At 38.1% G+C, this 14399-nt stretch carries 10 protein-coding genes; 9 read left to right on the top strand and 1 reads right to left on the bottom strand.

Annotated elements, in window-relative coordinates; all coding sequences use genetic code 11:
• Positions 1–1359 (top strand): response regulator (locus BUA76_RS18405; RefSeq protein ID WP_143149948.1); only part of this gene is annotated, 1359 nt, incomplete at its 5' end.
• A gap of 68 nt (positions 1360–1427) precedes the next feature.
• Here the strand turns inward: BUA76_RS18405 and BUA76_RS18400 are convergent.
• The gene (locus BUA76_RS18400) at positions 1428–3530 is read right to left on the bottom strand and encodes a PAS domain-containing sensor histidine kinase (RefSeq protein WP_143149947.1); all 2103 of its coding nucleotides are present in this window, start codon (positions 3528–3530) and stop codon (positions 1428–1430) included.
• A 130-nt stretch (positions 3531–3660) separates the two neighbouring features.
• Between BUA76_RS18400 and BUA76_RS18395 the strand changes: the two genes are divergently transcribed.
• From BUA76_RS18395 to BUA76_RS18365, 8 genes are all read left to right on the top strand, one after another.
• A complete protein-coding gene (locus BUA76_RS18395) occupies positions 3661–5292 on the top strand; it encodes a T9SS type A sorting domain-containing protein (RefSeq protein WP_072886263.1) in 1632 nt (543 codons plus the stop codon).
• Positions 5293–5294: 2 nt separating this feature from the next.
• Complete coding sequence (locus BUA76_RS18390; RefSeq protein ID WP_072886262.1) at positions 5295–8075, top strand: hypothetical protein; 2781 nt, start codon at positions 5295–5297, stop codon at positions 8073–8075.
• A gap of 4 nt (positions 8076–8079) precedes the next feature.
• On the top strand, positions 8080–11712 hold the full coding sequence (locus BUA76_RS18385; protein ID WP_072886261.1) for a DUF6443 domain-containing protein: 3633 nt from the start codon (positions 8080–8082) through the stop codon (positions 11710–11712).
• A 5-nt stretch (positions 11713–11717) separates the two neighbouring features.
• A complete protein-coding gene (locus BUA76_RS18380) occupies positions 11718–12137 on the top strand; it encodes a hypothetical protein (RefSeq protein ID WP_072886260.1) in 420 nt (139 codons plus the stop codon).
• Between the two features lie 324 nt (positions 12138–12461).
• A complete protein-coding gene (locus tag BUA76_RS18375; RefSeq protein ID WP_072886259.1) occupies positions 12462–12914 on the top strand; it encodes a hypothetical protein in 453 nt (150 codons plus the stop codon).
• Complete coding sequence (locus tag BUA76_RS18370) at positions 12911–13441, top strand: hypothetical protein (protein ID WP_072886258.1); 531 nt, start codon at positions 12911–12913, stop codon at positions 13439–13441. Before BUA76_RS18375 ends, BUA76_RS18370 begins: the two co-directional genes overlap by 4 nt.
• Positions 13442–13605: 164 nt before the next feature.
• Positions 13606–13734, top strand: coding sequence for a hypothetical protein (locus tag BUA76_RS19475; RefSeq protein WP_262484286.1), 129 nt, complete (start codon positions 13606–13608; stop codon positions 13732–13734).
• Positions 13735–13963: 229 nt separating this feature from the next.
• Positions 13964–14395, top strand: a complete 432-nt coding sequence (locus BUA76_RS18365; RefSeq protein ID WP_143149946.1) for a hypothetical protein — start codon at positions 13964–13966, stop codon at positions 14393–14395.
• Positions 14396–14399: the final 4 nt, after the last annotated feature.

Here is a 14399-nt window from a genome sequence, read left to right as displayed (position 1 = left end):
TATGGCGGAACAGGTCTTGGGCTTACCATTTCGAACAATATTCTGAAGTATATGGGCAGCCATCTGTCGCTGATCAGCGCACCGGATAAAGGTTCTGTCTTTTTCTTTGATATTGAGATTCCTTATGAAATGTCAGAATTCAGGGAAGAAGAAGATATGACGATAAAAAGAGCATTGGTGGTAGATGATAACGAGAGCAACAGGATTATTCTTGACCACATGCTTGGTTATAAAAATATTGAGACAACACTGGCAGCCAATGGACTGGAAGCCCTGGAAATCCTTATGAAGGGTGAAAAGTTCGATGTAATTCTTATGGATTACCATATGCCACTCATGTCGGGACTGGAAACTATTGATAAAATCAGAGAGCTTTTCCAACAAAGAAAGGATCATCTACCTATTATAATACTTTCTTCGTCTTCGGAAGAATTAGAAGTGATTACCTCGATTCGGGAAAAGGAAAATGCCTTTTTACTGGTGAAACCGATTAAATCCGATGATTTATACAAAACACTAAGAAAGGTGGCTCGGAATAATACATTAGAAATTATTATTGAGAATCAGGACGAGAAAAATTCCTATTCATTCGTGTCAGAACTTGAAGTTCTTTTGGTAGATGATAATCCGGTGAACATGGTGTTGAATAATAGAATAATGAAATCCATTACTCCGGATGCGCATCTTATGGAAGCCGTAAACGGTCTTGAAGCGCTGGAAGCGTGTAAGAAAAAACAATTCTCCATTATTCTTATGGACGTGCAGATGCCGGTGATGAATGGCATTGAAGCTACGAAACAAATCCGTTTGCTTCCGGATTATGCTGATGTCCCGATTATTGGGGTTACCGCAGGAAATGTGCTGGGCGAAAAAGAAAAATGCCTGGAAGCCGGAATGACTGACTTTCTTCCTAAGCCGCTGAGACAAGCAGATCTTCAGGAAATGCTTACAAAATATATCGGTATTAAAGGGAATAATGATACGGACACTGATATTGTTGATGATGAAGATGAGCCAGAAATGAATCAGGAACAGTATATTAATCTCAATATGCTGCATGAGCAGATTGGAGATGATGAAGATTTCAAAGAAGTTTTTCTCAACCTGCTAATCCAGGAACTTACCCGTGCAGAAAAAAATATCGAAAAGGCAGCCCAGGAAAAAGATATTGCAGAAACCAGAATGATTCTTCACAAACTTAAAGGAACCGCAGGCAGCGCCGGACTTTTCAAGATCGCTGAATGTGCACTGAAATGGGAGAAGATGGCAGAAGAGGAAATGGATTTTTATACAATGAGTAATGAAATAAATCAGGATATAAAAATAGGATTAGATATTATTAAAGATTTAATGAAGTAAAATTTTGCCGGACTTTTCTTTGTAGAACTCCGGCATTTACATGCAGGTGCGTAGCTGGGAAGGGCTTATCAGTCAATCGGTAAAACAAATGAAAATGTGGTGCCTTCCATCTTTGAACTTTGTACTTCTATTGTACCGTTATGAAGATCAATAATTTCTTTACAAAGGTAAAGTCCTATCCCAAATCCCGATGTCGTTCTGCTGTTAATGTCTTTTACACGGTAATAACGTTCAAAGATTCGTAGCTGATCTTCTTCGGAGATTCCGATCCCGTGATCGGTAACAGTAACCTGTAAGCTGTTATGGACAGTAGTTGCATATTCAATAACAACTGATGTATTAACAGCGGAGTATTTTACGGCATTTCCAATAAGGTTATGAATAACCTGCGATATTTTGTCACGGTCTGCATGGATTAATGTTTGACCCGAAGCCCTGAAAATAAAGCTGCGGCTATGGTTGGTGGAAAGAACCTCATGTTCAATTTCCGAGAATAATGACTGAAAATCGAAGACTGTTTTTTCAATATGCATTTGTCCGGAGTCAAGTCTTGATACATTAAGAAAACCATTAATCATATTGTTCATATAATCCACCTGCTTTACGGATTTTTCAAGCATATTTTGATTTCTGGAATTCCGTTCGTTTACTTCTGTTCTTTGCAACAGCTGAAGATAAGCTTTCAATGAGGTGAGCGGTGTTTTAAGTTCATGGCTTACCATTCCCATAAAATCATCTTTTCGCTGTTCTTCCTTCTTCTGTTCCGTAATGTCCCTAAGCGTACCGTTAAGACTTAAAGGATTACCCTGCGAATCATAAAAAACTCTTCCGTTCGCCTGTAGCAGCCTTACTTTTTTATCGGTATTATTCTGTATTTGATACTCAATAAAATAATGGCCGTCAGATTCCTTACTAAGAGCATTTGTAATAGCATTAACAACCCTGTTTCTATCTTCAGGTAGAATGACTTCTAATGCAATAGACAGATCTAAATTTTCTTCTGATGAGAGTCCAAACCAATGATTAAGTAAGGAATTTCCGGAAAAAAGATTGGTGGCAGGCTGGTAATAGAAAGTGGCAAGTGCTCCGGCATCAATGGCCAGAGCAAGCATTTGCTGATCATTCTGACTTTTGCGCCGCTCTAAAACCTGCTGGGTGATTTCTTCAAGAATGATAAGAACCCCGGAAATAGTTCCTTCAGAAAATATAGGCTGATATATAGAATTGACAATCGCTTCCCTTAAACCATCATTGTGCCGTAATCTGACTGTAAATTCATTATTTATCTTAGGTTTTCCATGATCATAAACTTCCCTGAGCCATTTGTTAACGGGCTGCCCCTGTAGTTCCGGACGGGCTTCCTCATGGGGAAAGCCTATCAACTCAGACTCCTTGCGCCCCCAAATGCTAAGGATGGCCGGATTGGCAATTTCAATAATATGCTCTGGTCCTTTCAGCATCGCAATTCCAACAGGAGCCTGTTCAATAATTGTTCGGATATACTCCCTGCTGTGTGCAAGTTGTTTTATAGAATCACTGAGTTCTTCGTTCGTGGAAGTCAGCTCCTCAAGGGTAGCGGCCATTTCTTCATTAAGCGCATGTTCTCTTTCTTCTTTCTCTCGTATCTGCTGTAAAAATTCACGTCGGGAAGTTACATTAAGAGCGGTATTAAGTATGCACCATGTTTTATTGTTTTGATCGATAAGTGCCTTATATTCATAGTCGAAATAATCGAGCACTTCTTCTCCGTTTTTGATCAGCTTTGCAGGAGCTTCCGATACAGAGTACGTTTTACCGGAACGCCAGACCTGCTGCAATAATCCTAAAAAGGGTTGTCCTTCCAGTTCCGGAATTGCCTCCATCAACGGTTTGCCAATTGCAGACGAATCTTTCCCCCAAAGAGCCAGCATGCCTTCATTTGCAAAACGGATAATCATATTTTCACCTGAATAAATGGCTGTCGGTGCGGGAGAGGAGGCCAGTGCCTGTATGATTAAATCAGGACTGAAAATATTATCTGTTGAATGTTCAGGAGTCATATATATAACAAAGATAGGTAAACGTAAGTCTACTACAACTGCAACTTTTATTCCTTTTCTCATCATTCTTATATAAGAAACGACATATTTTGTCGTTACCAGATTATAGTTTTGCAAATAATAGGATGACAAGCGGACAGTAATTTATCTGATGAAATTCATAATAAATTGATATTGTAGTTTTTCCACACCTTGTATAAAATAAGTATTTTTGCGGCGATTTAAAATTAATAATCAACACAACTCGAAATAAACATTAGGAATGAATAAAATATACTCAGGAGCACTGTTCTTGTGTTCCGTTCTGGGCGTTTCTGCCCAGGAAGTCATCTGGCAGAAAGACATTAAATCTTCCACCCAGGATTTTCTTTCGCAGGTTACCACTACCATCGACCAGCAGTATTTGATAACCGGCAGTTCTATCCAGACAGGAAATAACATGTCCAAAGCCGGAGGCAAAAGCCATTTGCCAAATGCCAACAGCCAGCAGCCCAACAACGGTTACGATTTTCATTTGGTTAAACTGAATCAACAGGGCGAAGAAGTCTGGGAAAAATATTTCTCGGGACAAAATCACGATTTTCTTTCAGCCACGGTAAATACGCAGGAGGGCGGATTCCTTCTTTCAGGCACTTCGTTCAGCGGAAAAGGGTTGGATAAGAAAGACGATTCCAAAGGCGGATCAGATATCTGGCTGATCCGGATTAATGAATTCGGGGATGAATTGTGGCAGAAAACGATTGGCAGTAATTCGGATGAGGAAGCCAGAGCGGTAATTCAGACGACGGATTTGGGATTCTTTGTGGCAGGGAATGTTACAGCCCTTCGACAGGCTCAGTATTCAAAAGGTTACGGATCCAAAGATGTCCTGATTGTGAAACTGGATAAAAACGGGAAAGAATTATCGCAGCTCATTTTAGGCGGAAAAGGATTGGATGAAGTGGAAAAAATGATTCCTACGAAAGACGGGGGTGCTTTACTCGGAGTGTATTCCAGAAGCAATGCCGGAGGATCTAAGAAGACAGAAAATTTCGGCGAGGGCGATTATTGGATCATTAAGCTTTCAAAAGATGGCAAAGTAGAATGGGAGAAGAATTTCGGAGGGAAAGGTGATGACCATTTAAGAACTTTAGCTTTAACATCTACAGGTTATTTAATCGGTGGAGAATCAAGATCGGAAAGATCCGGAAATAAAACCGTAGGAATCGAAGAAGGGACGGATTTATGGCTGATTTCTTTAAATGAAAGAGGAGAAGAGCTCTGGCAGAAATCCTACAATTTCAGGAACCGGGATGTTCTGATGGGAATGAGCGTGATTCACAATCCGTCAACCGACAACAATCAACCATCAACCAAAGGAATTCTATTGGGAGGTTACACCCAGGCTGAAGGAAGGATTGAAAGTGATGATGAGACCTTCTGGATGCTGTATCTCAATGAAAAAGGAGAGGAACAATGGCGAAAGCATGTGAAGGGCGAATCCAGAAAAAGAGAGGAAAGGCTTTCTGATATCAAGCTGAACCGGGACGGTTCGATTGTTTTAGCCGGGACGAGCGCTGAGGAATTGGGAAAAGAGAACTGGAAAATTGTAAAGCTGGGTGATAAGCAGATTGATGAGCTGATCGAAAAGCAGGATATTAAGATCTACCCGAATCCGGTGAGTGATTATGCATATGTGGAGATAGGAGCCTCCCCCAACCCCTCCAAAGGAGGGGAGTCTTCCTTTGAAGCAGAGATTTTGGTGTATGATATGGGCGGAAGACAGCTTCAGAGCCTGAAAACTAAAAATAAAGTCACGAAGATCAATACACAGAACCTGGTTCAGGGAGCGTATCTGGTGAGTGTGAAAATGAATGATAACAAAACAGCGAGTGCTAAATTGATTAAGAAATAACCATGAAAATAAAGAATATTATAACAATACTGTTTATAGCAAAGCTCTCGATAAGTTTTGTTTCAGCCCAGTCGGCCACTATTGAAGAGAACTTTCTTTCAGCTCCTTCTGCGGCTTCTTTACCGACTTATGTAAAATCTCCTGTAGCCATATCTTCCGGTATTCCCGAAACCAATATTCCATTTTTTTCTTTAGATACACACAATAAAAGTGTTTCGATTAACTGCGGTATGAGTTACCATCCAAACAACTCAGGACGCTATAATAAGGCTTCAGATATTGGCTTAGGATGGTCAACCTACGGATTAACGGCTCTTATTTACAGGAACATCAATCCTTTCAACGGCTTTCCTGAAGATACTTATTATTATAATGTATTAGGGCGCAGCGGAAAGTTTTCCCTGAGCAAGAATTCATCGGGAGTAAATATATTCCGTAAACTGACTTATGATAAGTTAAATATTACTTTTACCGAACCGAACGGACAGTACAACTTTATCATTACCGATGAAGCGGGAACCAAATTTTACTTTGATAAGACCGATATTTCCTATGCTTATATGGCTGGAAATCCTCAGACATTTCCTGTTGGCTTTTACCTGTCAAAAATTGTGGATGTAAACGGGGTGGAGCTTTTAAAATTTGAATATCAGGAAGATAACTATACGGTGGGTACTGCGGGCATTCTGTATCCGGTAAAAAGTCTTAAAACTAAAAAAATCACAGCCTATGATTATGGCGAAATCAATATAAACTATTCCTTTGATGCTGCTAAGAGAAAATCATACTCTGATCCGTTTCAACTGGAAAATATAGAACTGAAGACCGTTTCAGGAAAAGTAGTTCAGAAATATGCATTTCAGTCTGTTGTGAGCGGTTACAATTACCCTTACGGTTACACTCCTGCATTGCCCTCACCTTGTCTTTATTCAGAAATACAGAACAAAAGAATCCTGAACAAGATTTTAAAATACAATACATCACTTTCAGAATATCAGGCAACGGAATTCCTTTATGCTGTCAATCCGTTTGATAATGTTGGATGGACGGAAGCTGTTAATCCTTATAAACCCTGCTTTGAAAACGAGGCAGAGAATCCAAGATATTTGGGATTAGGTTTACTGACAAGTATTAAATTTCCGACAGGAAGTACCGTTAAGTATGACTATGAGCCTAACCAGTATTATATTGATAAAAATACGGCTAATTATCTGTTGGTATCAGCTCCGCCGCATACGCTAACAGATCGGGAAGCACAATATTACCAGGATATTGCCAGTATTAATTTTGATACGAATTTCGGAACCAACCTGCTTTTTAATCTTCCTGCGAACCCGGACAATACCGATGGTTCAAGCTATCTGGAATATTGGGTGGATGTCAGTGAATATTACAACAGCCCCATTGTTGATGAGAACGGGAATCCTTTCATAAATGCAGAAATCACATCAGGAATTTTAACATCAGACGGACATAAAAAGTATATGTCCGGAAATAATATGATCAAAATCACGGGTACGGGCGGAAAAGGAACGGTGGTCATTAAGCGTATCCGCTATAAATCCAAACCGCTTCCCAATTATTCAACAGGAAAAGGAGTCCGCATTAAAAAGATTGAATACTATGACGGAAATACGTTAGTTCCCTCGCAGACTAAAAGCTATGACTATCAGAAATTTACAGATAATACCAAAACAAGCGGCTTTTTTTATGAAGATGAAATTGGGGTTGTCTATAAAAATGTAAAAGAAACGGTAGGACAAAATGGAGGCTATACTAAGTACTATGTCAAAACATTGGAAGATTATCCTGAAAATGTAAATCCTGACGGGACTTTAAAAGATCTGAACTATTACAATGTTTTAATGAACGGTATTGTTGATAAAACGGAAGTCTATAATAAAGATAATGTCATTGTTGCCAAAGAAACCAATGACTATGAATTTTATCAGACCAGTTTTTCTGCCGGTAAAAATTCAATGATTAAAAAGCAGTTTTCTACCACCACCACATATACCGGATCTGATCTCTTAACGGTGACTTCGGAAACAGTAAGAGACACCAAAGATTTTAATATTATTTATAAGAAAACAACAGAATCGGATGGAACGGTAAATGAACAGAATATTACCTATGCGTGGGGCGTAGCTCTGGAAACTCCAAAGCTTTGGAATGCAGGGATTATTTCGGTTCCGGTAAAATCAGAAATGAAAAGAAACGGGAAGCTGGTTTCAAAATCTGAAACCAAATTTGACAATAGCTCAGATTATTATCCGACCTCTCAGATCAGCTATTTTCCGGATACTCCTTCCCAGTCCTTTAAGAATATATCGTACGACCTTTATGATGATAAAGGCAATCCGGTACAATATACGGGTTTTCCTGATGCAGGTTCATCAGGTTTTTCAACCACAATTATCTGGGGATATAATAAAACAATGCCTATTGCTAAAATAGAAGGTGCCAAACTGTCGGATATTCCGGCTTCGCTGATCACGGCAATCGTTAACGCCTCTAATAATGATGCTAATGCGACCGCTACACAAGAAGAAGCATTGGAAAAAACATTGGTAGATGCCCTGAATTCATTTAAAAATAATACTGCTCTTCAAAATTTTATGGTAACCTGCTACACGTATAATCCTTTGGTGGGTATCACTACGGTCATTCCTCCCAACGGAATGATGGAATTTTACAAATACGATGCGTATAACAGGTTAAGCAGAGTCGTGGATGTGAACGGAAATACGGTTAAAGAGCACCAGTATCATAATAAAAACTAATAAGATGAATAAGTATAAGAAATTACATACAGTATATAACAATACCGGAAAACGAAAGCTGAAAAGTTTATTTTCCCTTATAGCGGTAGGTTTTTCGTTGTTTGCCCATGCACAGACCACTCCTACAACTTCTGAAAACTATATTTACACAAAAGTATATTTATCTGCAGATGGAAGTAAGAAGAATGAAACCGTACAGTATTTTGACGGACTGGGAAGAGCAAAACAGGTAGTACAAGTAAAAGTTACTCCTTTAGGACAGGATCTTGCCATACCTGTTGTGTATGATGATCTCGGAAGGCAGGTAAAATCGATCCTTCCTGTCCCGGTTCCTACTGCGAATTTGGGCATTCAGAATACCGTTTCAGAAACATCAGCCAATACCTATTACGGAGTATCCAATGCGTATACCGAGCAAAAACTGGAAGCTTCACCGATGGCCAGAACATTAGAGACAGCTCATCCCGGTACAGAATGGGCGATGAACACAGGGCATACCGTCAAAACACAGTATCTTACCAATACGACATCGGATCAGGTTAAAAGATTTGCAACGGATGCGGTGTGGAGCAATAAAATGCTAACGACATCCATTACTGGAATCTCTACATACGGCAGCAGTCAGTTATCCAAAACCATTGTTACCGATGAGAACGGCAATACCACCATTGAATTCAAAAATTCAGAGGGAAAGACCATATTGGTAAGAAAAGAATCGGGCAGCACTAAGCAAGACACCTATTATATCTATAACGATCTGAACATGCTTGCCTTTGTGATTTCTCCCAAGGCTGTAGAAAACATTGCAGCCAATGGCAATTCCGTATCACAGCAGGTATTAAATGATCTGTGCTATCAGTATATTTATGATAACAAATACAGGCTTATTGAGAAAAAGCTTCCGGGAAAAGGATGGGAGTATATGGTGTATGACCAGCAGAACCGTCTGGTTGCTACTCAGGATGCCAATATGAAAAATAATCCTGATACTCCTAACCAGTGGCTGTTTACCCGATATGACAAATTTGGACGGATCGTGTATACAGGCCGTTTCACGGGAGGAACAAGAGCCCAGGAACAGGCAAACGCCGATTTGAAGGGACTGAATAATGAAGCCAGAAGTACTACGTCTTTTACACAGAATACGCAGGAAGTATTTTACAGCAATTCGGCATATCCTGCAGGAACATTTACGCTGTACAGTGTGAACTATTATGATTCTTATCCGGGAACGAATTTTAATAATACGCTCCCAAGACCTGAAACGATATTAGGCCAGACTGTACTTACCAATTCTTCTACGGTGACCGCCAATGGAATCAACAGCATCAGAAGCACCAAGGCAATGCCTACCGCTACCCTGGTGAAAAACCTGGATGATGATAACTGGTCTTCCACCCACATCTGGTATGATCTTACCGGAAGAACGATCGGAAGCCAGGGTAAAAACCATTTGGGAGGATATACCAAAACAGAAAAGCAGCTGGATTTTTCCGGGGCGGTTATTTTGGCCAACACCTATCATAAAAAATTAAGCACCGACACTGAAATATCGGTGAAGGAACGGTTTATTTATGATAACCAGTTCCGCCTTAAGCAGCACTACCATCAGGTTAATAGCCTTACGGAAGAATTGCTGGCAGACTACACCTACAATGAACTCGGGCAGCTCACCAGTAAAAAAGTAGGGAACAACCTGCAGGATATACAGTATACCTATAATACCAGAGGCTGGGTAAGTAAAATCAATGATCCGGCCAATTTAGGGAGTAAATTGTTTGGTTATGAGGTTAAGTTCGGTTCTACATCCAATGCATCCGTAGCACAGGCCAATTATAATGGAAATATTACGGAAGTAAACTGGAAAACGGCTGCAGATGGTATCTTGAAAAGATACAGCTATCAGTATGACGGGTATAGCCGGCTTACTGCTGCGGTTTACCAGGAACCGGAAACCACTGTCCCACAGAACGGATTCTATAATGAGAATATGAGCTACGATTCCAACGGAAACATCATGGCACTGAACCGAAACCAGAAGTCATATTCAGGATTTGCCGAACAGATTGATGAGCTTATGTATACCTATAACGGAAACAGGCTGATCTCAGTAGTTGATCAAAAGAATAACTACAGCGGCTATCCGGATACTTCGGGGAACACCATTACCTATGATGATAATGGAAATATGACCCAGCATTGGGATAAAGGTCTTCTCCAGATTAAATACAATCACCTCAACCTGCCTTCCTATATTAAATTTAATGATTATGTGACCAGAAACGGACAGGATATTTACAGTAACGTTCAGTACGCTTACCGGGCGGACGGCGTGAAGATCAAAAAGAGATTCCTTTATTTTTCCGGAAAATTAAAACAGGATACTTTTATTGATACTGAATATATTGATGGCTTTCAATACAGCTACGAAATAACAGATCTTTTAAATACAAACGGCCTGAAATTCTTTGCCACTTCGGAAGGGTATTATGATAATATAAAAAATAAGTATATTTACCACTACGTTGACCATTTGGGAAATGTACGGGTAAGCTTTACCAGAGAAGGCGCACAGGCGGCAATTGTCGAGAAAAATGATTATTACGCTTTTGGATTAAAACACGGAAATCCCGCAGATACCTCCGGAGTAAATTATAATTACGAATATAACGGAAAGGAATTCCAGCAGGAGATCGGGATGAATGATTACGGCGCCAGGTTCTATATGCCGGATATCGGCAGATGGGGTGTGGTAGATCCGTTAGCAGAAGTGTACAGAAGGCATTCACCGTACAATTATGCAGTTAATAACCCTATGCGGTTTATTGATCCTGATGGGATGGCTGCAAGAGGTACTTTTGATGCAGGAGTAGAATATACGGGACAAGATGCAATAGATCTTTTTAACGCTATAAAGAATCTTTATGGTTATAATGATAACTCCAATGGTGATATTCCAGCTCCTAAAGTAAACTCAATTGATCAATCAGAAGCAGGAACTGCTGGCGGGGGAAGTTCTCCTACCTTTCAGTTTCCGAAAGGACAGGAAGCATATTATCAAAAAAACTATCCTGCTTTTTATGATTTGGTTAAATATATTTTACCTAAAATGGTGCAAGACAAGAATTTTATGAATGCTCTTAGTTCAGTAAGTGGGTTTTCATTAGAGGACTTAATTGAAATTTTCCAGTACGGAAAAGGTGGTATTCTATCAGCCGAAGATATATGGCCAGAAGCGGAATATCCATATGCGCATAGTCAAGATAAAAGGTTAATTAACTCAATAATTGTTGACACTGATGTTTTAAATTGGTTTGAAGGGGCAAATCGTAATAGCAAAAGTTTTGAAGGCGTTGTAAATATTTTTTATATGGTAATGGTTATTGGTCATGAGACAAGTCATTGGGGTAATTGGACTAAAAGAACCATAAGATTTGAAAATTCTGGAGCACCCGAATTGTTTGGCAGTACAGAAATAGGATATTTTTTTGAATATTCAACTTTGAAATCTGTTTATCCAAACTACCCAGTTCGCTCGGGATTGAACATAGGAAATTTTGGTAATAATATTTCCGAACAATTAAAAGGCTTTGTTAAAAAGAATTTTTCTACTTTATCCAATATCTTCTCAAATTAATTACTATGAAACATAAAATGAGTAAATTCAGTGCTTTACTAATTATAATTTTACTATTTAATTCGTGTATAAATAAATATGTTACTAGACAAAATTTATTTTTAGATCAATTTTTTTCTAATAAACAAATAGCCTATGCTCTGAATGAGTACAATAGCAATAACATCATTATCTATGATGAAGACAAAACTTTGATAAAATCTAATAAAGTATATCAGTCAGATTCAATATCAATTAAAGTTCAAAATGACTTACCAGCAAATACTGAATTTTACAGAGTTCACGAGTTTGATTTAAATAAAGATTTAAGTTATGTCGCATTAACAACTTCTGATAGGCAGAAAGGAATACTATTTTTTATGAAAAAAAAAGCAGGTTCGAATAAATGGTTTTTAGTAAGTTTTAGCAAAAAATATATTAGATAAACAAACATTTATTATTACTAAGCCTTCGGAATAAGCTATCTACAGCCATACGATATTTCGGATCTGAAGATACAGACGAGAAGCCATAGATCTTTTTAACGCTATAAAGAATCTCTATGGTTTTAATGATAACTCTAATGGTGATATTCCTGCCCCTAAAGTAAACTCAATTGATCAATCAGAAGCAGGAACTGCTGGCGGAGGAGTTAGTGTAGGAAGTGTGTTAAGCCCTTGAATGCAGGCGAGTATGGGCCCAGGACCTACATTTGATTTGCTTAGCTTGGTACTAGGTCTAGCGGGTTTAAATCCAAATGCACTGCAAACATGATGAGTTTAGGCATAATAAAATCATTATTCGTACCAGAAGACGCGTGGATTGCTATTGCAACTAAAGATACTATGGAAGAATGGTCCAAAGAATATGTTAAATTTAATATTAATTCAGGTGGTTTATTTATAGATCCAGCTAACCCACTTGGGAAACCTTTTAAAGGTATAACAAATCCGAATACTGGAAAAATTATACTTGCACCTGGACTTCTTGATGGAGTGAGAACAAATTATGGACTTGGTGATACAGTGATACATGAGGTGGATCATTTTATTAATTGGAAAAATGGATTACTTCAAGGCAATCATCCATTAATTGAAAATATGAACGAGATTTCCGCCTACAAAGCTGCTGGTGATTGGACGCGAGTAATAAGTTCTGGGATAAATGATTATGTATATGAAATTAATAAATATATTTTAAATCTTAAAATGTTGATAAAATGAAAAGACTAATAATATTAATAATTATAAGCATCAATTGTATTTTCTGTTCATCACAGACAAAAATTAATAACAATAAAGAAGTAGACATATTGTTAAAAATGCCCGTAGATTTCAATACACAAATACCTGTGAAATTTACCATACAAAATAAAAGCAGCAATACTTATATTATAGATCCTTATGGTTTTGCAGGATACTCTTATTGGTTATTTGAAAATAAAAGGCTTAATTCAATTGGTTTACAAAAGGGCTATTATTCCCGTGAAAATCCAGATTGCGAATATGACATAATAATAATCCGACCCAAAGAAAAAATTGAAAAAATAATTAATTTAAATTATTCTGAAAAACAGAGATATGACTTTTCTAAAATTGGACATTATGTTTGGAAAGTAGAGTCAAAACATGATAGAGAAAATACTATGCCTTCAAGCTGTAGACAATATATCACTGATCTTGAAAAAAAGGGATATAAGTTTTTACAAGATAGTATTAGTGCAGAAATAGATTTTGTGAGAGAGCAATAATTAATTCTTTATATTCCGGTATATATTTTTGTAGTCGGCAATAATAATAAACCTTTTTATTTTTTGCATGGGTTTTATGTTCCTTATACTGGAGATAGCCTTACCCTTTAAAGGAAGTCTACAGAAGGCACTCACCCTACAAGTATGCGGTTAACAATCCTATCGTGTTTGTCGATCCGGATGGAAGAGGTGTAGAATACAATTGGGGAACAGGTGACTACGAAAGTATTGATTCGAATGGTACGCGTACCACATTGGATGAATGGGACGCTATGAATTACCTTTTAAGTTAATCATATTCTGTGAAGGCCTATCGTACCAATGCACTTGGAGCAATGAATCAAAATTTAGGTGGCGACGACGGAAACTCACTTAGCCAGTGGATGCAGGCGAATTTATTTGCTGGTTATATGCCACTAACTAAAGAAATTTATTCTCAATATATTTTGGGCAGAGGAAGAGGAGCTTTGAGCGGTAGTGACGAAAATTATCTTGGGTATATGTTCGAAAAAAAATATTGGGATGGACGTCAAGGACAATACTATTGGAAAAAATTATTTTGGAGTTATTCCAGATGCCAGATCTCCTTTAATTTATGAAGGAAGATATGTAAATGACGGTGTATTTTATAAAGTAAAAAATACTTTTAGAAGTATTGGAATTGCAACAGCTCAAATTAAGGGAGAGATAAATGCTCTATCAATAAACAATTTGTCAAAAGGGGTACCAGTAGGCACAATGATTATTGCTTCACCAGCGGATGTATCATTAACGGGACCTTTATCAAGATATGCAAATGGACTTAATATTGAGTTAACTCAATTTACTAGTTTTTATAAAATGGAAAATGGCTTAATGATGGTGAAGTTCATGACAATATCTACAATAAATTTATTTAACACAGCAATTAAATTAGGAGGTACCGCAGTACCTGCTTACAAATCACCAAATTAAAAGA

It is taken from the genome of Chryseobacterium takakiae, assembly GCF_900129385.1.
GTDB classification, from domain to species: domain Bacteria; phylum Bacteroidota; class Bacteroidia; order Flavobacteriales; family Weeksellaceae; genus Chryseobacterium; species Chryseobacterium takakiae.
Note: the sequence above shows the minus strand (reverse complement) of the source record. Positions and strands in the feature narration are given on the sequence as shown.

What these genes read in the sequence shown, in the direction of transcription:
- BUA76_RS18375 (WP_072886259.1), top strand. Translation starts at nt 12,462, where the DNA reads ATGATGAGTTTAGGCATAATAAAATCATTATTCGTACCAGAAGACGCG.
- BUA76_RS18390 (WP_072886262.1), top strand. Translation starts at nt 5,295, where the DNA reads ATGAAAATAAAGAATATTATAACAATACTGTTTATAGCAAAGCTCTCG.
- BUA76_RS18385 (WP_072886261.1), top strand. Translation starts at nt 8,080, where the DNA reads ATGAATAAGTATAAGAAATTACATACAGTATATAACAATACCGGAAAA.
- BUA76_RS18365 (WP_143149946.1), top strand. Translation starts at nt 13,964, where the DNA reads ATGGACGTCAAGGACAATACTATTGGAAAAAATTATTTTGGAGTTATT.
- BUA76_RS18370 (WP_072886258.1), top strand. Translation starts at nt 12,911, where the DNA reads ATGAAAAGACTAATAATATTAATAATTATAAGCATCAATTGTATTTTC.
- BUA76_RS18380 (WP_072886260.1), top strand. Translation starts at nt 11,718, where the DNA reads ATGAAACATAAAATGAGTAAATTCAGTGCTTTACTAATTATAATTTTA.
- BUA76_RS18395 (WP_072886263.1), top strand. Translation starts at nt 3,661, where the DNA reads ATGAATAAAATATACTCAGGAGCACTGTTCTTGTGTTCCGTTCTGGGC.